Here is a 20,694-nt window from a genome sequence, read left to right on the forward strand (position 1 = left end):
TGCCCCCATGCTCCCGGTAGATAACAAAAACATCAGATTCATAACAAAACGTGAAACGGCCGGCCCCCGCGAAGGGGGCCGGCCGTTGGCGATTGCCGAATGGCTGCAACATTTTCGCCGTCAGACTTTGTAGGCCTTCATCGCTTTGATGAGCTCCTTGATGGACGGACGCTTGCCGTACATCAGCACGCCGGTGCGGTAGATTTTCGCCGACAGCCAGCCGAGCACCAGAATCGACGCGAGAAGGAGGCCCAGCGACAGCAGCACTTCCCACAGGGCGGGGTCGGCCAATCCGATCCGCAGGAACATGACGAACGGCGTGAAGAACGGAATGAACGACGTCACTTCCACGAAGCTCGACTGCGGCTGCTGAATGCCGAAAATGCCGATGTAGAATGCCGCAAGCGACAGCATCGTCAACGGCACGACCGCCTGACCGAGCTCCTCCGTCCGGCTCACGATCGAACCGACCGCGGCGTACAGCGTCGAATAGAGGAAGTACCCCAGCAGATAGAAGATGACGGCAAAGACGAGCAGCATCGGGTCCACGCTGGAAAGATTGAGGTCCAGCTCCTTGAGCATCTCCTGGTTGTGGGGCAGCATGACGTTGATGACGACGACCGCGGCATAGATGCCGATTTGCAGCAGCCCGACCAGAAACATGCCGAAGATTTTGCCGAACATCTGGGTCAGCGGCGCCACGCTCGTCACGAGAATTTCCATGACGCGCGAGCTTTTCTCGGCGGTGATCTCCGTCGCGATCAGCTGGCCGGTAATCATGATGCCCATGAACAGCACGATGATGAGCGCATAGACCAGACCGAACGCCAGCGCCTGTTCCTCCACCGTCTTGCCTTGATCCCCGATCGAGCCCGCGCCTTCAGCCGTGGTGATCTGCACCGTCTCGACGCGAACCGGCTCCGCCAGCGCCGTGCGCTGTTCTTCCGTCAGATTCGCGTCCGACAGAATGATGTCGGCCTTGATCGCCTGCAGCGCGCCCGACAGGGAAGACGTCCTGCCCGTGTCCATCAGTTTCTCCGACTTGTAGGTGACGGCCGGGAACGTCCGTCCTTCCGTTTCAAAGTCGAGGTAGCCCTTGATTTCCTTGTTCTTGACCCGCTCCTTCATCGCGGCGTCGTTCGCTTCGGCCGAACCGGCGTCCGGGTAGCCGACCAGTTCGATATCCGGCTTCTCCTGGCTGCCGTAATAAGCCTGCAGTCTTTCCGTCACGGCGGGTGCTTCATTTTCCACGAAGCCGATGCGGTCCGGCTCGTCGTTTTTCGCGAATTTCGAAATGATGTAAGGCAGATTGACCGCGATGCACAGAAGGAGCGAAATGATGATCGTCGTGACGATGAAGCTTTTCGTCCTCAGCTTGTTGCGCATGCTGAAGGACATGACCGTCCAAAGATTATTCAATGTTCTCACCCACCGATCGGATAAAGATTTCGTTCAGCGTCGGCTCCATCAGCTCGAACCGCACGACATCTCCCTGTTGCCGCGCGTGATCGAGAATCGCCTGCGCGGCATCGGGCCGGTCGATCAGCACCTCGTAGCCCGATTCCAGCTTCGCGGCGCTCCGGACGCCCGCAATCGTCTCCAGGCCTTCGATGGCCCGGTCGTCTTCCAGCCGCACGATCACCCGTTCGCGCGGGAACTGCTTCTTGATCTCGCGGAGGCTGCCCTGCAGCACGACGTTCGACCGGTGCAAAATCGTAATGTTGCGGCACAGCTCTTCCACATGCTCCATCCGGTGCGTCGAGAACAGAATCGTCTTGCCCTTGTCGCGCAAATCCTTCACCGCCGCCTTCAGCAGCTCGACGTTAACCGGGTCGAGGCCGCTGAACGCCTCGTCCAGCACGAGAATGGAAGGATCGTGAATGACGGCGGAGATGAACTGGATCTTCTGCTGGTTGCCCTTGGACAGTTCCTCGACCTTCTTGTCGAAGTATTCCGGCACATTGAACCGTTCGAGCCATTCCTTGAGCCGCCGGTCCGCCTCCTTCGCGGACACGCCGCGGAGCCTCGCCAGATAGATCACCTGGTCGCTGACTTTCACTTTCGGATAGAGGCCGCGTTCTTCCGGCAGATAGCCGAGGTCCCGCAATTGCTCGCGGCTGTACGGCTTGCCGTGATACAGGATGCTGCCGCTGTCCGGCATGATCAGCCCGAGCACCATCCGCATCGTCGTCGTCTTGCCCGCGCCGTTCGCACCGAGCAGACCGTAGATTTCGCCGGCTTCGGCCTTGAAGCTGATGCCGTTCACGGCCGTCTTGTCGCCGAATTGCTTTACGATCCGTTCGACTTGCAACGTACTCATTGCATGACTCCTTTCGTTCCCAGTTGTCTCTGCAGCTTCTCCCTGTCAACCAGTACGGCCAGGATATCGTCGAGTTCCATGGATTTCCTTCCGGCCGGCGCAAGATCCCTTGCGGCGAGCCAGGCTTCGGCTTCCCGCGCTGCGCTCGTCACCGCGCGAACGACGCCGCCGGCGTCCTCCAGTCCGGCCAGCCCCGGCATGTCGGACAGGATGCCGCGCCACGCTTCATAGGCGCCCGGGAAGTAGAATTGATGCCAGCCGGTGAGCAGTTCGTCTTTCTCGAACATGCCGAGCACTTTGCCGTTCACCATGAACACGATGTAGTCGGCCAGCCGCTTCACTTCTTCCACGACATGCGAGGCGATCAGAATCGTGCGGTCCCCGGATTCCATATAGCGATGCAGCAGCTCGATCATCGTCCGCCATGCGAGCGGGTCGAGTCCGGAGGAAGGCTCGTCGAGCAGCAGCAGGTCCGGGTGATGGGAGAGCGTGAGCGCAAGATCGAATTTCCGCCGCATGCCCTTTGACATTTTGCCGAGCCTGATCGAATGATCCACCTCGAACAGCCGCAGCAGCTCCCGGTAATGGTTGACGTCCCAGTCGGAATACCAATGTTTGTAGAATTCCGCCTTGTCCATGCCCCGGATGACGTTGTCGTGGCGGTAAGGCTCTTCGGGGAGGTAGCCGACGCGATTCAGCAGCTCGATCGACTTGCCGTTCCCGATCGTCCGGCCGAGCACTTCGATGCCGCCTTCGTCCGGTTTCGTCAGATCGAGCATGAGCCGAAACGTCGTGCTCTTGCCGGAGCCGTTCGGTCCGACGATCGCCGTGACAAAGCCCGCGGGCACCTCCAGATGAATCGGTCCGAGTTGAAAATGCGGCTGTCTCAGCCTCACGCCCGTCATGCGCACCGCCGTTCCGCCTTGTCCGTTCATCCCTCATCCTCCTTCCCGCTGTCTCCATATCCTTCTTCCCCCGGCGGGGAACGATTCGCCCTCGCCTCATGCAGCACGGTCTCGAACAATTCCCGCAGCTCGTCGTCGCTGCACTGCACCCGCAGCCCCGCGGCCACCGCTTCGCGCATGGCCGTCGTCACCGCATCCAGCCGATGCCGGCGGCGCTCCTCCGGGTTGACCTTCGCGACGAACGTTCCCGTACCCTGACGGGTAACGAGCAGTCCTTCCGCTTCGAGATCCTGATAGACGCGCCGGATCGTGATGACGCTGCATTTCAGATGCTGCGCCATCTCCCGGATGGACGGCAACATCGTGCCTTCGCTCAGCTGGCCGCTCACGATGAGCGCCCGAAGCTGGACTTCAATCTGATGGTACAGCGGTTCGGCGCTGTACTCGTTCAATTGAATGGACATCCACACCGCGGCTCACCGTCCTTCATGTCCAGAGGCTTCGCCTGCGGATGCGGCGGTGCAGCAGCGCGACGAGTCCGGCGACTCCCACTGCCGCGGCCGCCAGCGACAGCGCGGCGGTCTCCCAGCTTCGGTCGGCAGCCGCCTCCAGGCTCATCACGATTGCGCTTCTGCCGCTCAGCGCCAGGGTCAGCGTAACCAGACCGATGACGAACACATAGACGAAGCACAGGAAGAAGTAGACGCGCCCGGGAAAGCCGAGCTCCATGTACACAACCACAGCGGCCGCAAAGAGGCTGTAGCCGAGCCAGATCAAGGCGTAGATGACAAATTCGGCCGGATCGAGCCGTGCGCGCAGTTCTTCAAGGACCGCGTACTGAATGCCGAAGAACAAGATCCAGTTCACAAGCAGCACGAGGATGAGCAGCAGCATCCGGCCCGCGATGATCTGGCTGACGCCGATCGGCATCGTGTGCCATTCCGCCAGCTTCCGGGAATACGTGTCCTCTTTCCAGTAGCGGAACATGGTCTGGTTCATCAGAAACCCGAAGAGCGGCAGCATGCACAAATAGCCGAGATCAATATTCCATTCCATCCGGAATTCCTCATCGTTGACCAGGTGTCCGTACAGCATCACGCTGGAGAAAAACGAAGTGTACGCAAGCAAGAGCAGCGTGATCAGATAGCCGCGCCAGGATATGCGGAATTCGTATTTTGCAATCCGCCATGCATCTTGCCACATGCCGTATCCGTTCAACCTCCTTTGCTTCTGTCGTGTATACTGTGTATATCCTTATACACACTATACACGCAGAGCACACTTTTCGTCAATCCCTTTTCGAAATTTTTCCATCCGGGAGATGCAAAAAGCCCTGCCAACCGGAACAGCGGTTGACAGGGCTTTTGCGGTTGCAATGGTCAGGAACGATTCCCCCGGCTTCCGGCCGGAGCCGCGGCGGACACGCCTTCTTCCGCGTCGCGCTCTTTCCGGTACCATTGGAAGAACACGTAGGCCAGAATGGAGCCGTACATCACTTCCTGCACGAGCTTCATGATGATGCCGCCGGACTGCTGGTCCTCGAACGGTCCGAGCATCGTGAAGGCTGACGGACCGTCGACCAGCGCGAGCAGCGCCTCGCCGTTGCCGCTGACGCAATAGCCCATGGCGCTGGCCCAGATGGCCGGATCCGTATACACCCTGTAGAGCGGCTCCCCGGCGAAAATGATCAGCGCGCACGCCGGTGTGAGCAGGAGGCCGTTCGCGAAAATGTAGCCCATTTTGCGCAGATCGGAAAGGCGGTTCCACTCGGGAACCGGGCTCGTCACATGCCACCACATAAGGAAAGCCGCGATGAGCAGGACGGCGTAATAGACGGCGTGCACCGCGTAATGCGTCATAATGTAGTCAAGCACAACCGGAACGTGATAGAACGAGAACAGGCCGTTGAAGAGCAGCAGTGTAAAAATCGGGTTCGCGGCCCATCTGAACCTGCGCCAGAAGACGGCGCCGAACAGCTTGCGCCATACAAACGCCGGCGTGCCGAGAAGGATGAGCGGCGGCACGATCAGATAGGACAGCGACATGTTGATCATGTGGAACATGAAATTCAGATGGCCGAGCAGTTCCAGCGGTCCGCCCTGCGCGAGATAGAAGAGCGCAAATCCGCACAGCGCAAGCATCCGCCGCGATGCGGGCACCGCCGGCTCATCGGGCAGATGCTTCTCCCGCCACGGGCCGATCCAGTACAGATAACCGATTGCGGTGAGGGCCACCCCGAAAAAGAAGAACGGGCTCCACAACTCTTCGAAGGTGAAATAAGACAGGTCCGGCAACATCGGAAATCCGCACCTCCTTGTCTAAGAAAAAACGGCTGGCGCCGTCCTCATGGGCGGGTTTTAATAAAGAAGAAGAGGCGATCCGCCAAGACGCGCCTCTTCTCCATTGCCGCATTACCACCATGCCCAGTAGACGGCCATGATGATCATCGTAAACACGATGATGACTCCGCTCAGAATCCCGACGATCGGGAACAGGTGTCCGCGGTCTTTCATGTGCATCCAGAACGCCATTTGAATGAACACCTGTACGCCCGCCATCAGCACCAGCATCACGTAAACGAAGTTGACACTCACTTCGCCCGTGATGACGGTCGCGAACGCGAGAATCGTCAGGATCAGCGAGAAAATGTAGGCGATGATATGTTTCTTCGGGCCTTCATGCTTGACGCGCTTCTTCGTCTGCTCGACGGCAGCTGCATGTTCGGCTGTCATTTGCTCATCCCACCTTACCCATCAGATAGACGACGGTAAAGATGAAAACCCACACGACGTCAATGAAGTGCCAGTACAGACCGGCGATGTAAATCTTCGGCGCGGTGACGACGGTGAGTCCGCGTCTCAGCACTTGCCAGATCAGCAGCGAGATCCAGAGAATGCCGAATGCAACGTGACCGCCGTGGAACCCGACCAGCGTATAGAACGAGGTACTGAAGGCACTGGCCGCGAAGGTATGGCCTTCATGCGCATATTCGACGAACTCGTAAATCTCGAGGCCGAGGAACGCGAGGCCGAACAGAACCGTTGCGAGCAGCCAGCCCACCATGGCCTTCGGCTCATTGCGATGCATCGCCTGGATGGCGAAGACGCTCGTCAAGCTCGAGGTGAGCAGGATCAGCGTCGCGATGGCGACGATCGTCAGGGAGAACAGTTCGTTGGCCGTCGGGCCGCCGTTCACCTGATCGCGCAGGGCGATGAATACCGAGAACAGCGTACCGAACAGGACCGTTTCACCGCCAAGGAAGAGCCAGAAGCCGAGCACCTTGTTGCGGCCTTCAAGCGTCGCCTTCTCCGGTTCGTGAGGCAGAACGCCGTCTGCATGCGAGTGTCCGCTCATGCTTTAAACCCCCTTGGCCTGAATTTCTTCCGGTTCGATATGGTAACCATGGTCTTCAATGACCGAACGCAGGAACATGCATCCCAGCGTGATGGCGAGTCCGATGCCGGCTACGACATACTGGTGGAAGATGAAGCCGAAGCCGGAGATGAACAAGCCAACCGACATGATGAACGGCAGGATCGACGGAGACGGCATATGGATCGGACCGAGCGGCTCGGCCGGCTGCATTTCCTTGTTGCCCTCCCGCTTCTCCTTCCAATAGGCATCATACCCGCGGATAAGCGGCAGCTGCGCGAAGTTGTACTCCGGAGCCGGCGATGCGATTGCCCATTCCAGCGTCCGTCCGTCTTCCCACGGGTCGTTCGTCGCGTGTTTCGGCTTCGCCGACGTGACGATGACGTTGATCACGAAGCAGATGACCCCGATGCCCATCAGCATCGCGCCGATCGTGCTGATCAGGTTCATCTCGTTGAAGCCGAGACCGTCCAGATACGTGAAGATCCGGCGCGGCATGCCGAGCAGTCCGAGGAAGTGCTGGATCAGGAACGTCATATGGAAGCCGATGATGAAGAACCAGAACGTCGTCTTGCCGAGCGTCTCATTGAGCTTGCGCCCGAAAATCTTCGGCCACCAGTAGTGCACCCCTGCGAACAGGCCGGACACCAGACCGCCGACAATCGTATAGTGGAAGTGCGCGACGACGAAGTACGAGTCATGGTATTGATAGTCCGCCGGCGCTGCCGCCAGCATGACCCCGGTGACACCGCCCATGACGAAGGTCGGGATGAACCCGATGGCGAACAGCATCGGCGCCGTGAACTTGATCGAGCCGCCCCACATTGTGAACAGCCAGTTGAACACCTTGATGCCCGTCGGAACGGCGATCAGCATCGTCGCGATCGAGAACAGCGCGTTCGCGACCGGACCGAGGCCCGACGTGAACATGTGATGCGCCCAGACCATGAAGCCGAGGAAGCCGATCAGGACCGTGGCGAACACCATCGAGCTGTAACCGAACAGCCGCTTGCGCGAGAACGTCGTGACAACTTCCGAGATGATGCCGAAGGCCGGCAGGATCAGAATATAAACTTCAGGATGTCCGAAAATCCAGAAAAGATGTTCCCAGATCATGATGTTGCCGCCCGCGCTCGGGTCGAAGAAGTTGCCGTCGAAGATCCGGTCGAACATCAGCGCGACCAGACCGACCGTCAGCGCCGGGAAGGCGAGCAGAATGAGCATGGACGTCACGAACGATGCCCAGGTGAACATCGGCATCCGCATGAAGCTCATGCCCGGTGCGCGCATGTTGATGATCGTCACCAGGAAGTTGATGCCGCCGAGCAGCGTACCGATACCGGAAATCTGCAGACCGAGCACATAGTAGTCCACGCCCGGGCCGTCGCTGAATGTCGTGCTCGCCAACGGCACGTAAGACGTCCAGCCGGCGTCCGGAGCACCGCCGAGGAACCAGCTGACGTTCAGCAGCACGCCGCCGAAGAAGAACGTCCAGAAGCCGAGCGCGTTCAGGAACGGGAACGCCACGTCCCTCGCCCCGATCTGGAGCGGTACGATGCAGTTCATGAGTCCGAAGATGAGCGGCATGACCGCCAGGAAGATCATCGTCGTGCCGTGCATCGTAATCAGTTGGTTGAAGGTGTCGGGACTGACAAAATCGTTTAACGGTTTCCACAATTGGATCCGGATCAGGACCGCTTCCAGACCGCCGATCAGGAAGAAGAAGCCTCCCGCCATGAGGTACAGGATGCCAATCTTCTTGTGGTCAACGGTGGTCAGCCAATCCATGATGCCGGTATATCGCTTCACCGCGTGCGAACCGTGAGCCAAGGGTAGAACCTCCTTTGAATCCCCGCTGTATTATTGCCTTTCTTCCTTGTCGGAAGTGGCGTCGTTGTTCTTCAGTTCCTCGGACTCGTAGTTGAGCTTGTAATCCGCGAGATAGCGGGCAATGCCTTCAAGCTCTTCCTGCGTCAGTTCCACCTTCGGCATCAGGTTGCCGGGCTTGATTCCTTGCGGATCTTCGAGCCATCTGTAGATGTTCTCATATACGGAGCCTTCATTCCAATATTGCGGGTTGTCCGTGTTGACCAGAATGCCCGCAATCGTCTCGCGGTCGCCGATGCCCGTCAGGTTCGGGAATACCGGGCCGCCGAGCTCGCCCACCGCGTGGCAGGAGAGACATTTACTCTTGAACGCTTCCGCTATGGCCGGATCTTCCGGCAGCACCGCCGGCGCCTTCATTGCGGCGATCCAGTTCGCGTACGACTGATCATCCACGACCTTCACCTTGAAGTCCATCAAGGCGTGGGAAGGACCGCACAGCTCGGCGCATTTGCCGAGGAAGATGCCGGTCTTGTCCGGCGTATCGAAGAACATGCGGTTCACGTTGCCGGCGGGGTTCGTGTCGATCTTGCCCGCCAGCGCGGGAATCCAGAACGAGTGCAGCACGTCTGCCGTCTTCGCTTCGATGACGATCCGGCTGTTCATCGGTACGACCAGCTCCTGCGCGGTCACGATGCCTTCTTCCGGATACTCGAATTCCCACCAATATTGATGCGCGGTCACTTTGACGACAACCGCGTTCTCGTCCTTGCTGTGATCCTGCGCCTGCGCGAATACCGTCTGCACGGTCGGAACGCCGAGAATAACAAGCAGAATCAGCGGAATGACCGTCCATACGATTTCCAATTTATGACTCCCCTCGACCTGGACGGGGATACCGTCGTTCCCCGGACGGCGGCGGAAACGGAACAGCACGTAGATCGCGATCGTGAAGACGACGACGACGACCAGCATCATGATCGCGATCGAAAGCTTCATGAGATCAAGCTGCTCTTTGGCCACTGCACCTTGCGGATTCAGCGCCGACAGATCCGCGCGCCCGCATGCCGACAGGAGCAGAGCGGCTCCCGCAAGCAGAGTCGTCAGGCGCAGCCACTTAAGCCACCGTTTCTTCATACACAAATCAACCCCGCTTCTTCCGTATTCACAGTTGCCTGTCTTGGCGCGGCTGGCGGCAAACTGCGTGTTTCCCGTCGTTCTGTGACATTTCGCACAGATATTCTGTGATAATTCACACAGCATTTCTGTGACAATTCTCACAGGCCAATCACTTTATTAAATATAAGAGTTTGGTCCATCGATTGTCAACGATACCGGGCAAGTTCACAAATTGTTCTCAAAGCCGTCAAAAATGGCGCCGCAGCGCCGTTTCCGGACATCCGGACGAGCCCTCCGGAAGCTGCTCGAACGGCCGTGGACAGGACGCTCCGGCTCGCCTTTCAACAGTTCCATTATCGCTGTTTTCATGGCGAATTATGTATGCCGCCCCCGCGCATATTCCGCCTGTCCGCCCGCGAAACCTACATCCAAGAATGAGGCCCATATCCGGAGGTGCATACGCATGACCCTCAGGCTCGCTTATGCCGTTCTGGCCGCGGCGCTCGCCGTCCTTCCGGCCGGGTGCACGGCTTACAAGAACAAATTCGAGAGCAGCACATACGACTACGGTTCCCGAAAGCCGAACGATCCGAAGATGCTTGGCGCGCGCATGTACGGCTCGAAGACCGCGGACCCGCGGCAGCACGACAACCGTTGGGTGGAATACAGCAGCCTGCTTTCGAACGAAGTGTCGCGGGTGAACGGCGTGGCGGCCGCCATTGTCATGCTGACGGACAAGAACGCGTATGTCGGCATCATGCTGGACTGGACGGGCGTCGGCACGATCAAGAACGGCGGCGACAGGCGCACCGACCAGAACATGGGCGGCTCCGGCGAAGGCGTGTACAACTTCGACACGGGGAGCCCGTACTGGAACGGCAGCCAGGCTGCGACGCCCTACAATTCGTATTTCACCGTGAACGATCATCATGAACTGTCCGAGGAACTGAAGCAGACGATCGCGGGCCGCACCCGCGGTCTTGCGCCCCGGGTCGAAGAAGTGCACATTTCCGCCAACATGGATTTCGTCAACGAACTGAACGAATACGCGAAGGAAGCCTGGGCCGGACGGTCGCTTGCGCCCTGGATCGACGCGTTCAACACACTGGTGAAACACCAGTTCGCCGGCGGCAAGACGATGCCGACTCCGCTCAGGGAACTGAAAGCCCGGAAAGCCGCCCGCGGCGCGCAATGAAACCAGACTGCACATCATATTTAATGGTAGAGACTTGCCGGATCCGGACGCCGGGATGGCCGGCGCCCGCGAATAAACGAAGCAGCTTCGCCTATTTTGTCGGATTTCAACAATCCGGCCGAAATAGAAGAAGCAGCTTCGCTTATTTTTCCCGAATCGGCGCATATCAAACGATTTCAAAAAATTAGGCGAAGAATCTTCCTCTAATCTCGGACGGAACGCCCCGTATCCGCGAAATAAAGGAAGAATCTTCGCTTGTCACTCCCAAAGCCAACTTACCGGTTCAGGCCGAGCTCTTTCTGCGCCGCTTCCATCAGTCCTTTGATGTAGCCGACGCCATACAGGCGGCCGAGCGTCTCGTAGCCCGGGTTTTCGTTCGTCTCGCCGTCCATCGTCGGCACATGGTCCGGACGGGCGGGGCCGTCGAATCCGACTTCATAATACGTCTTCATCGCTTCATACATATCCGTCTTGCCGTCGTCATGGAACGTCTCTTCGAACTTCTCCGGCGTTCCCTTCACATCGCGGAAATGAACGAAGAACAGCTTGTCCTGCTTCGCGAAGCGGCGGATCGTCGCCGGAATGTCCTCGCCGGCCGTCGCCAGCGTCCCCTGGCACAGCGTGATGCCGTTGTACTCGCTCGGCACCAGGTCGATCGCCTGCTGCAGCGCGTCGGCGCTGCGCAGAATGCGGGACACGCCGCGAATCGGCGAGATTGGCGGATCGTCCGGATGAAGGGCCAGCTTGACCTTCGCCTTCTCCGCCACGGGAACGATCTGCTTCATGAAGTATTTCAGATTTTCCCACAGCCGGTCTTCCGACACTTCGCCCGCCTCGGTCAGCGGTGCGCCTTCCATCAGCGAATGGTCATAGCTGGAGACCAGCGCGCCGCCGCGCGTCACCGTCGTCGTCGACGTGCGGAACCAGTTGAACTGCGCCATGAAGTTGTAGCAGAGCACCGGAATGCCGGCTGCGCCCATATTCGTGATGAACTGCTTGAAGATCTCGATCTCTTCGTCGCGGCCTTCGGTGCCAAGCTTGATGTTGTTGGACGGCGGCATCGACTCGATGACGAGCAGCTCGTAACCCGCGTCCTTGAACCGCTGCTTCATCCGGATGAGCGGCATCAGGTCCCACGGCTTCTCGTGCTTTTCATCAAAAGGAAGCCCCGTCACCGCATAATCCAGCCCCATCTGTCTGCCCAGCCGCCACAATTGATTCGGTCTCGTGCCCAAAAATTCCGCCAGCTTCATCGTCCGATCTTCCTTCCGTGTGGTAATGGCTTACCGGTTTCGGTTCTGCTTCGCGATGGATTCGCCGAGCGCGTTCAATTCGGCGTAGGCGTCCTCCAATGACTTCTGGCCGAACATGACGGCTTCCATCGTCAGTTTATATGCGTCCACCCATTCCGTGAAGCCGGCGCCGGCGGCGTAGAACGGCATCGCGTATTCCGCAGCGACGTCCGCCAGCACCTTGCCCAGCCGGTCTTTCGGCTCGAGATTCGGTTCCAGCTCCTTGTAGATCTCCTCATAGATCGGGATGCCGCGGGTAAGCCCGAGCGTCCTGCCCGCCTCCCTGTCGGTGATGAACCATTTGACGAACCGCTTCGCATGCGCAAGCTCGTCGCTGTCCGCATAGACGCCAAGGAAGATTGTCGGCTGCGCCCAGCCGCCGCCCGCCGGACCGACCGGCACATTGACGACGTCGACCTTGCCCGGCATGAGCTGCTCGAGCGTCTCAATCGAGCCGACCGTCGCGCCGCGGGTCAAGACCTTGCCCGAAGTCATCTGATCGGCCAGCGGATCATTCTCGAGGAATGTAAGCGAGACGTCCGCGGGGGGCACGACATTGCTGCGGCGCAGATCGGCCAGTATCGTGTGGTATTCGAAGAACAGCTCCCGGTCGAGATGGAACTCCCGGCCGTCCGGCGACATGATCGCCCCGCCGCCGTACGAGGCCTGATACCATTGGAACCAGTCCCAGGCGCTGGTGCTGTCGCCGATCGGATAGCGGTCCGGAGGCAGCTTCGTTTTCGCATCGCGCGCCCAGTCGAAAAACTCTTCCCAGGTCCAGCCCTTCCACGGCAGCGGAATGCCCGCCGCTTCAAGTTCCGCGCGATTGTAAGCGATGCCCTGGGCATTGTACGAGAGCGGAACGCCGTACAGCTTGCCGTTGATCTTGACGTTCTCCAGAATCTGATCAGGAACGATGCCCGTAAGATCAATGTCCGACAGATCGGCCATGATGCCGCGCGATACGTAGTCCTGGATATAGGCCGCATCCATCTGCAGCACGTCCGGCACCGTTTTCGACGCGGCAAGGGAGGGAAGCTTCTTCCAGTAAGCTTCCCAAGCCATGTATTCCGGCTTGAACGTCACGTTCGGATGCTGCGCCGTGTACACTTCCAGCGCCGCAAGCGTCGCCTTGTGGCGTTCCTCCGGTCCCCACCAGATGAATCCCAGCTCGACCTGGCGGTTCATGTCCGCTTCCGGCAGCCCGGTGGCGGGCTGCCGCATTTCCGAAGATCTGTCGCGATCGCCTTCTCCTGCGCTGCACGCGGCCAGCAGCAGCACGGCCGCAGCGAGCCATGTGACCGCTTTTCTCATGGCTGTCGCTTTTCCCATTTTTCTGCAGCGCACTCCCTTCGCCTCAACCTTTCAAGCCGGTGGTCGCGATCCCCTCGACGAAATGTTTCTGCGCGAAGAAGAAAATGAGCACGGACGGCACGATCGAGAGCAGCGACATGGCCAGAAGCTGACCCCATTGCACTTCGAACTGGTCAATGAACATCCGCAGCGCCAGACCGACCGTGAATTTGTCGACCGAACTGAGGTACAGCATCTGCGAGAAGAAATCGTCCCAGCTCCAGATGAACGTGAAGATCCCGACCGTCACCAGCGCCGGCTTGATCAGCGGGAAGATGATCCGGCCGAAAATGCCGTAAATGGAGGCGCCGTCGATCTTCGCCGCCTCGTCCAGGTCGCGTGGAATGCCGCGGATGAACTGGACGAGCAGGAAGATGAAGAATGCCCCGCCGCCGAAGAAGTGCGGCAGCACCAGCGGCACGTAACTGTCGACGAATCCGAACGTGTTGTACAGAATATACTGCGGGACAATCGTGACTTGTCCGGGCAGCATGAGCGTCATCATCATGAGCGAGAACCAGAAGCCCCGCAGCGGGAAGTTCAGCCGCGCGAAACCGAATGCGACGACCGCAGCCGTCAGCACGCCGCCGACAACGTTGCCCACTTCCATGAGCAGCGTATTCGCGAAGAAATGGCCGAACGTATAGTTCGCCGAGAACTCCCAGCCTTTCGTGTAGTTCTCCCACATCGGCACTTCCGGCCAGATGGTCGGAAGTCTGAGTTCCTCCGTCTTCTTGAGGGATGCGCCGATCCACCAGATGACAGGATAGATCATGATGAAGGAGAATGCAATCATGAATGCATGGTTGAGAACGGATGACGCGCGGATTCTCATCGTTTGCCGCCCCCTTCGTTCTCATAGAATACCCAGTACTTGGAGGCCAGGAAGTTGATGGCCGTCAGAATGCCGACGATGGCGAGCAGCACCCACGCCAGCGCCGAAGCGTAGCCCATCTGATAGTGCTTGAACGCTTTTTCGTACAGGAACAGCGCGTACATGTACGTCGACTGCACCGGGCCGCCCTTCGTGATGATGAACGCCGCCGTGAACATCTGGAACGAGTTGATGACGGTGAGCACCAGGTTGAAGAACATGACGGGCGACAGCATCGGCAGCGTGACGTTGAAGAATTTCCGCACCGGTCCCGCGCCGTCCACGGAAGCCGCTTCGTACAGTTCCGTCGGAATCTGCTTCAGACCGGCCAGGAAAATGACCATCGTCGATCCGAACTGCCAGGTGTTCAGCAGAATCAGCGTGTAAAGCGCCGTATCCGGGTGGGAGATCCATCCCATGCCCGGAATGCCGAAGAAGCCGAGAATCGAGTTGATGTAGCCGTCGACGCCGAACATGTTGCGCCACAGCGCCGCGACCGCCACGCTGCCGCCGATGAGCGACGGGAAATAGATCAGCGTGCGGTACAGGTTCATCCCTCGCATCGCGCGGTTGAGCAGCATGGCGACGAGCAGCGAGAACGCGAGCCGCAGCGGCACGGCGAACAGGACGAACGTGAACGTGACGCGAAGCGATTTCCAGAACGTCGCGTCGCTCCACATCCGCTCGTAGTTCGCGGTACCGATCCATTGCGGCGCGCTGAGCATCGAGTATTCGGTGAACGACAAGTAGAGCGATTGCCCGATCGGCCATGCCGTCAGCAGCAGGAAGCCGATCAGCCAGGGGGAAATAAAAATATACCCGGGAAGGGTTTCTTTCCCGATCGGGCTTTTCCATTTTTTCTTTGGAAGCGTTCTCATAGTCTCAGCCGCAGGCGCGTTCATCCCATCTTCATCATCCCTTTCGTGCAGTATCAGCCGACTGTAACCATTGCTTCAAACCACCGAGCCAATCGAGAGTTGTTCGGTTTCTTACATTGTAATTTGCGCATCATGCAAGAGAATAGTACTGGAATTTCAGATTTATTGTACGAATCTCAGGACTTCCTGGACGACGGCTGCCAGCGTTTCGCCGCTGACGGAAGCGATTTCCCGCACAGGGACGAAAAAGGGACGCGTCCATACGCGTCCCTGGCTGAAGTCTTCTGCATCAACTTGCTGAATTGATTTTGTCAAGTTCGTGTTCGACGATCATGGTAAGCTCGTCTTCGTAACCACCGGTGATCCGATATTTCCGGATGTATTCCCGGACGAACTTCCGGGCGTCCTTCGGCTGATAGATGCGCGCCATCTCCCTGAGGCTTTCCTTGACTTCGTTGTGGCCGCGTTTTGCCAAGCCGCATCCCTCCCGAATCCTTGAATGGCCGTTCCGTACAACATACGCTTGCGGGAACGGAACGATGCCGGCATATGAGAACCCGTTTGCGGCGGACATCCGCGGACGCTCGCTCGTTTCGTTCAGAGCCGCGGCTTGCATGTCTGCCGGGAGGGAATATGCCGCCCATGCTTCCATTATAGCAGGCGGGCGCCGATATGCAAAGAAATTTGCGAAAATTCAACCATCTTCCCGCCGATTCGGCATATTCGAGCCGGGCGGATTCAGGCCGCCGTCCTGTTCGTCCGAACGCTTCTCCGCACGGGTCATGCGCAGATAGGCAACCACGCCTGCGGCGGCGACCGCGACGCCGAACAGCACGCCGGTGTACGTGAGCCACATGTCGGACATGGTGTCTCCCGCCTTTCTGGATCTGGAAATCATCGAAACATCCGGACTGCATTCAGTATACCGGACGTTGGAAAGCGCTTCAATTGACAATTGTTTGTCGCCCCGGAAACCGTAAGTTTCGCTGGCATCCCACGGTATATATACGTGAATTCCGCCTCGCCGTTCCATCGGTTTCGGCTTTCGGGCCGGACTTTTCGCGCCGCGCCGGGCATGCGGGGTCGCGGGCAGGCGCCGTTCCGTTGCTCAGCCGCCGGGCAGACGAACATCGCCGCGGTTGACATTCGCCGCCGACGCGCGTATAACTGTAATATTATTGCAGGATCATGCACGAGCGGGGGCATTCAAATGGAGAAGTTGACGCAGACCGGAAACGGCACGGGGCTCGCTGACATCGTCAAGGCTCACCAGTTGTTGAAAGAGGTCATCGTGCGGACGCCGCTGCAGTACAGCCGCGTGCTGTCGGAGCGGTTCGGCGCCCGCGTCAGTCTGAAGCGGGAAGATCTGCAAGTCGTGCGGTCGTTCAAAATCCGCGGCGCGTACCACATGATGCGGACGCTCGACGAAGAAGCGCTTCGCCGCGGCGTCGTCGCCGCAAGCGCCGGGAATCACGCGCAAGGCGTGGCGTTCTCCTGCCGCACGCTCGGCGTGAAAGGCCGGATCTTCATGCCGGGCACGACGCCCCGGCAGAAAGTGAAGCAGGTCGCGTTCTTCGGCGGCGATGCCGTCGAGATCGTGCTCGTCGGCGACACGTTCGACGACGCCTACAAGGAAGCGGTGAACGCCAGCGTCAAGGACGGCATGACGTTCATCCATCCGTTCGACGATCCGCGCATCATTGCCGGCAACGGCACGATCGGTCTTGAGCTGCTGGAAGACGCGGAGACGCCGCCGGATATCGTGTTCGTGACGATCGGCGGCGGCGGTCTCGCGGCCGGCGTCGCTTCCTATATCAAGAGCGTATCGCCGCAGACGCAAGTGATCGGCGTCGAGCCGGAGGGCGCGCCCTCCATGCGGACATCGATCGAGGCGGGCGAAGTCCGGGCGCTCGAGCAGATCGACAAGTTCGTCGACGGCGCCGCCGTGAAACGGGTCGGCGACCTGACGTTCGCCATCTGCCGCGAACTGCTCGACGACGTCATCGCCGTCCCCGAAGGCAAGGTGTGCACGACGATTCTCGAGCTGTACAACGAGAGCGCCATCGTCGTCGAGCCGGCGGGCGCCCTGACGGTGGCGGCGCTGCATGCCTGCCGGGACCGGATCGCCGGCAAGTCGGTGGTCTGCGTCATCAGCGGGGGGAACAACGATGTCGACCGGATGCAGGAAATCAAGGAACGCTCCCTGATCTTCGAAGGGCTCAAGCATTATTTCGTCATCAATTTTCCGCAGCGGGCGGGCGCGCTGCGGGAATTTCTCGACGACGTGCTCGGACCGACGGACGACATCACCCGGTTCGAATATACGAAGAAGAACAACAAGGAGAGCGGTCCGGCGCTCGTCGGCATCGAGCTGAAGCAGCCGGAGGATTACGAGCCGCTCGTGAGCCGCATGCGCGCGAAGGGCATCCAGTTCATCGAGCTGAACAAGGATCCGCATCTGTTCAACCTTCTGATCTGACTTTCCCCGCACATCGCCGCGCCCCGACCCGCGTCGGATGATTTTTCAACCGATCTTGACTATAATGGTACGGAAAGACATAAACTGCCATCCCGACGGCTGAATGAAGCCTCCCGCCCGGGCGGACGCTTTCAATCAGAACCGGGAGAGGCGAGGTGAAAGGTCTGTTCAATCGGTCAAATCGGGGGGGAATCGTGCTGCTGGGCGTCATCCTGCTCCTTGTCGAATTCGTGCGGGGGGCGGTCGCGGCAAGTTTCATCCCGATCTATGGAGAGAAAATGCTGGGCCTGTCGCTTGACATTGTCGGCACGGCGATTACGGCCCATTTTCTGACGGATACGGCGCTTAAAATGGTCATCGGCTGGCTGCTGGACCGGTTCTCGACAAGGACGATCGTCCACGCGGGACTGCTGGTTTCGCTGGCCGGCGTCGCCTTGATGCAAGTTGCGGACGTTCCGTGGCTGTTCATCCTGTCCGCCGCACTGTTCGGCATCGGCATCTCGCCGATCTGGATCGTCTGCCTGATGAAAGTGACCGAAGACAAGCGCGCCACCCAGATGGGGCTGCTGTACACGATCTGGTTCATCGGCATCGGCTCCGGACCGATCGTATGCAATCTGCTGCTCGATCACGCGCCTGCCGCGGCCGGCCGTCTGATCGCCCTCGTGACGGCGCTGTCCTGGGGGCTGTCGCTGTTCATTTCGAACCGGCGCGAGCGCATGATCGAGACGATTCCGCTCACCCGGCAGGTCGCGCTCCTGCGCGAGAAGCTGTCGCGCATGCGGGCGCTTCTGCCCGGCATGATCCTGCAGACGGCGGGAGCCGGCATGCTCCTGCCGGTGCTGCCGGCGTTCGCGGAGAAGGAGTTGTCCGTCAGCAGCAGCACCTACTCCCTCATTCTCCTCGCCGCCGGCGGATTGACCGTGCTGGGGCTGATGCCGATGGGCCGGCTGTCCGACCGCGTCGGTCACAAGCGGGCGTTCCTCTCCGCCGGGTTCTGCACGTTCTCCGCGCTGCTCCTCGTGCTGTCGACGGCGCCGCCGTTCTGGGAATGCCTGCTGATCGCAGGCGCGCTCGGCATCTCTTATTCCGCCGTGCTGCCCGCCTGGAACGCGCTGCTCGCATCCTATCTGCCGCAGTCGCATCAGGGGCTCGGCTGGGGCATATTCTCCACGCTGGAGGGGATCGGCATCATGATCGGCCCCGCGGCCGGCGGCATCATCGCGTCGCTCGGCACAGAAGCCGACGTCGTCTGGACGAGCGCCGTCCTGTTCGGTCTGATCGGCCTGTTCTATCTCCTGTATCCGCTTCGGCCCGCGGAACCTGCCGGCCGCGTGTCCGCAGGCAAATAACCGGCAAGTCAAAACAAGAAAGCGGCTGATTCACCATGTTTGAAAGCATAATGGACTGGTTCCGTGATCTGCAGCAAATGGACGAAGCCGAAATCCGGCAGGCGATCCAGAGTTATGCCGCCTACGGGCCGCTGCCCGGCATTCTGCTGCCGTTCCTGGAAGCGTTTCTGGCCTTCCTGCCCCTGTTCGTCTTCATCGCGGTCAACGCGAATGTTTACGGCCTGGGGCTCGGCATCCTCTATTCTTGGATCGGGGTCTGCCTGGGAGCCTTCTCCGTCTTCTGGATCGCGCGGCTGATCGGCAGACGGCCGGGCATCTGGCTGCAGCGCCGTTTCCCCGCGACCCGGCGGTTCTTCCGCTGGATCGAACGGAAGGGATTCACGCCGATCTTCCTGCTCGCATGCTTCCCGTTCGCGCCGTCTTTCCTCGTCAATCTGGCTTCCGGACTGAGCACCGTGCGGTTCGGCACGTTCGCGCTGGCGATCCTGATGGGCAAGGCGGTCATGATTTTCTCGGTTTCGTTCCTGTCGTTCGACATTACCCAGCTCGCCCATCAGCCCTGGCGCATCGTCACGGCCGTCGTCGTCATCGCCGCCATGTGGTTCGGCGGCAAGAAGCTTGAATCCCGCTATCTGTCGCGCGCGTCGCGCTGACCGGGCTTTTCGCCCATCGCTTCTTCCGCCGCTTCGTCCGCTCCTTCTTCCGCTCCTTCGTCCGCCGACTGGTCCCGCATGATCCGATCCAGCAGCTTGCCGAGCCGGTCCAGATGATACGCGTACTCGAACATCGCGGACGCGACGAACAGGAGCCGTCTTCGCTCCACGGGCTGCTTGCCGATGTACGCGGACAGATCCTTCGCGAGATCATCCGCCGGTTCCGGACGAATCACCGCGACCGGCTTGATCTTCCCTTCCCATTTGAGCAGCAATTGCTCGTGGCATTTCGTCAGCGCCTCGATCCGCCGGTCGAACCGCTCCGCCCACTCCGCCGCGTCCGGCGACGAATAGAAATGCTCTTCGACCGCATCCAGCAGCTGGGAACCATGCCGCAGCGTCCGGATCATCTGGCGCGAGAGCAAGAGCTGCCGCGCGCGCTTGCGCCGGCCGGCGGGCCGGAATACCCGGTCTTCCTTGAACAGCGTGTACTGCTCGTCCAGCCGCCGGAAAATCTGCTCCAGCCGCTCATGCTCTTCCTTGAACACCCGTTCCCGGATTTCATTCGAGACGGCCGTCCGGAGCAAAAGCGACAGAATGTTGTAGGCTTCATGCACCTGTTCGCGGAACTGCTGCTTCGGGCGCGGCGGGAGGACGAGCACGTTCACGAGGAAGGCCGAGATGATCCCCGTCAGCACCATGGCGAACCGCTCGAGCGCGAATCGCCACCCTTCCGCGTGCGCCTCCATGACCGCCACGACCGTGACGAGCGTCAGGCCGATCGCGCTCGTCGTCTTGAGCCTGATATTGAGCAGAATAACCGCGATGCAGACGATGCCGACCGAGATCGGCGTCACGCCAAGCCATTGGGCGGCGCCCAGCGCGAACGCGGCGCCGATGATGTTCGACTGGATCTGATCGTGGACCTGCTGCCAGGAGCGGTAGATCGACGGCTGGATCGTGAAGATGGCCGCGACCGTCGCGATGATCGGCGTACCGAAGCCGAAAAGTCCGCTCACGTAAATGGCCAGCACCACCGCCAGCCCCGTCTTGAGCATGCGCGCACCGATTGTCATCT

At 59.8% G+C, this 20,694-nt stretch carries 21 protein-coding genes; 4 read left to right on the forward strand and 17 right to left on the reverse strand.

Annotation, left to right across the window (positions count from 1 at the left end):
• Positions 1-120: 120 nt before the first annotated feature.
• The 10 genes from C6W55_RS13650 to coxB form a co-directional block, all read right to left on the reverse strand.
• Complete coding sequence (locus C6W55_RS13650) at positions 121-1,419, reverse strand: ABC transporter permease (RefSeq protein ID WP_213483070.1); 1,299 nt, start codon at positions 1,417-1,419, stop codon at positions 121-123.
• Positions 1,412-2,320, reverse strand: a complete 909-nt coding sequence (locus tag C6W55_RS13655) for an ABC transporter ATP-binding protein (RefSeq protein ID WP_286893204.1) — start codon at positions 2,318-2,320, stop codon at positions 1,412-1,414. The genes C6W55_RS13650 and C6W55_RS13655 overlap by 8 nt, the downstream gene beginning before the upstream one ends.
• Complete coding sequence (locus tag C6W55_RS13660) at positions 2,317-3,255, reverse strand: ABC transporter ATP-binding protein (protein WP_286893206.1); 939 nt, start codon at positions 3,253-3,255, stop codon at positions 2,317-2,319. Before C6W55_RS13660 ends, C6W55_RS13655 begins: the two co-directional genes overlap by 4 nt.
• The gene (locus C6W55_RS13665) at positions 3,252-3,695 is read right to left on the reverse strand and encodes a GntR family transcriptional regulator (RefSeq protein ID WP_015253524.1); all 444 of its coding nucleotides are present in this window, start codon (positions 3,693-3,695) and stop codon (positions 3,252-3,254) included. Before C6W55_RS13665 ends, C6W55_RS13660 begins: the two co-directional genes overlap by 4 nt.
• 16 nt (positions 3,696-3,711) lie before the next feature.
• Complete coding sequence (locus C6W55_RS13670; RefSeq protein ID WP_286893208.1) at positions 3,712-4,428, reverse strand: hypothetical protein; 717 nt, start codon at positions 4,426-4,428, stop codon at positions 3,712-3,714.
• Between the two features lie 176 nt (positions 4,429-4,604).
• A complete protein-coding gene (gene ctaG / locus C6W55_RS13675) occupies positions 4,605-5,522 on the reverse strand; it encodes a cytochrome c oxidase assembly factor CtaG (RefSeq protein WP_286893210.1) in 918 nt (305 codons plus the stop codon).
• Between the two features lie 114 nt (positions 5,523-5,636).
• Positions 5,637-5,957: a cytochrome C oxidase subunit IV family protein gene (locus C6W55_RS13680; RefSeq protein WP_286893212.1), complete on the reverse strand. Its 321-nt coding sequence runs from the start codon at positions 5,955-5,957 to the stop codon at positions 5,637-5,639.
• 4 nt (positions 5,958-5,961) lie between these two features.
• Complete coding sequence (locus C6W55_RS13685; protein ID WP_286893214.1) at positions 5,962-6,579, reverse strand: cytochrome (ubi)quinol oxidase subunit III; 618 nt, start codon at positions 6,577-6,579, stop codon at positions 5,962-5,964.
• A 3-nt stretch (positions 6,580-6,582) separates the two neighbouring features.
• On the reverse strand, positions 6,583-8,427 hold the full coding sequence (ctaD, locus tag C6W55_RS13690; RefSeq protein WP_483316365.1) for a cytochrome c oxidase subunit I: 1,845 nt from the start codon (positions 8,425-8,427) through the stop codon (positions 6,583-6,585).
• A gap of 30 nt (positions 8,428-8,457) precedes the next feature.
• On the reverse strand, positions 8,458-9,558 hold the full coding sequence (coxB, locus tag C6W55_RS13695; RefSeq protein WP_286893215.1) for a cytochrome c oxidase subunit II: 1,101 nt from the start codon (positions 9,556-9,558) through the stop codon (positions 8,458-8,460).
• 445 nt (positions 9,559-10,003) lie between these two features.
• On the opposite strand from coxB, the gene C6W55_RS13700 reads away from it, so the two are divergent.
• On the forward strand, positions 10,004-10,735 hold the full coding sequence (locus C6W55_RS13700) for a hypothetical protein (RefSeq protein ID WP_286893217.1): 732 nt from the start codon (positions 10,004-10,006) through the stop codon (positions 10,733-10,735).
• 275 nt (positions 10,736-11,010) lie between these two features.
• Here the strand turns inward: C6W55_RS13700 and C6W55_RS13705 are convergent, their stop codons facing one another.
• From C6W55_RS13705 to C6W55_RS13730, 6 genes are all read right to left on the reverse strand, one after another.
• Positions 11,011-11,988: a mannonate dehydratase gene (locus C6W55_RS13705; protein ID WP_286893219.1), complete on the reverse strand. Its 978-nt coding sequence runs from the start codon at positions 11,986-11,988 to the stop codon at positions 11,011-11,013.
• A 30-nt stretch (positions 11,989-12,018) separates the two neighbouring features.
• Positions 12,019-13,341, reverse strand: coding sequence for an extracellular solute-binding protein (locus tag C6W55_RS13710; RefSeq protein WP_232427728.1), 1,323 nt, complete (start codon positions 13,339-13,341; stop codon positions 12,019-12,021).
• A gap of 43 nt (positions 13,342-13,384) precedes the next feature.
• Positions 13,385-14,215, reverse strand: a complete 831-nt coding sequence (locus tag C6W55_RS13715; RefSeq protein WP_015253514.1) for a carbohydrate ABC transporter permease — start codon at positions 14,213-14,215, stop codon at positions 13,385-13,387.
• Positions 14,212-15,132 carry a carbohydrate ABC transporter permease gene (locus C6W55_RS13720; protein WP_286893223.1) on the reverse strand — a complete coding sequence of 307 codons (921 nt, stop codon included), beginning with the start codon at positions 15,130-15,132 and terminating at the stop codon, positions 14,212-14,214. Before C6W55_RS13720 ends, C6W55_RS13715 begins: the two co-directional genes overlap by 4 nt.
• 289 nt (positions 15,133-15,421) lie before the next feature.
• Entirely contained in the window at positions 15,422-15,607 is a 186-nt protein-coding gene (locus tag C6W55_RS13725; protein ID WP_015253512.1) for a hypothetical protein, read from the reverse strand.
• A gap of 219 nt (positions 15,608-15,826) precedes the next feature.
• On the reverse strand, positions 15,827-15,997 hold the full coding sequence (locus tag C6W55_RS13730; protein WP_015253511.1) for a hypothetical protein: 171 nt from the start codon (positions 15,995-15,997) through the stop codon (positions 15,827-15,829).
• Positions 15,998-16,342: 345 nt separating this feature from the next.
• Between C6W55_RS13730 and ilvA the strand changes: the two genes are divergently transcribed.
• From ilvA to C6W55_RS13745, 3 genes are all read left to right on the forward strand, one after another.
• Complete coding sequence (gene ilvA, locus C6W55_RS13735) at positions 16,343-17,611, forward strand: threonine ammonia-lyase IlvA (protein WP_015253510.1); 1,269 nt, start codon at positions 16,343-16,345, stop codon at positions 17,609-17,611.
• A 155-nt stretch (positions 17,612-17,766) separates the two neighbouring features.
• Positions 17,767-18,963 carry an MFS transporter gene (locus C6W55_RS13740; protein ID WP_213483058.1) on the forward strand — a complete coding sequence of 399 codons (1,197 nt, stop codon included), beginning with the start codon at positions 17,767-17,769 and terminating at the stop codon, positions 18,961-18,963.
• Positions 18,964-18,998: 35 nt separating this feature from the next.
• On the forward strand, positions 18,999-19,616 hold the full coding sequence (locus tag C6W55_RS13745) for a TVP38/TMEM64 family protein (RefSeq protein WP_015253508.1): 618 nt from the start codon (positions 18,999-19,001) through the stop codon (positions 19,614-19,616).
• Here the strand turns inward: C6W55_RS13745 and C6W55_RS13750 are convergent.
• Positions 19,592-20,692 (reverse strand): FUSC family protein, encoded by a 1,101-nt coding sequence (locus tag C6W55_RS13750; RefSeq protein ID WP_286893231.1) that lies wholly within the window; start codon positions 20,690-20,692, stop codon positions 19,592-19,594. The genes C6W55_RS13745 and C6W55_RS13750 overlap by 25 nt on opposite strands.
• Positions 20,693-20,694 lie beyond the last annotated feature (2 nt).

The organism is Thermobacillus sp., assembly GCF_003390775.1.
Lineage (GTDB): Bacteria > Bacillota > Bacilli > Paenibacillales > Paenibacillaceae > Thermobacillus > Thermobacillus xylanilyticus.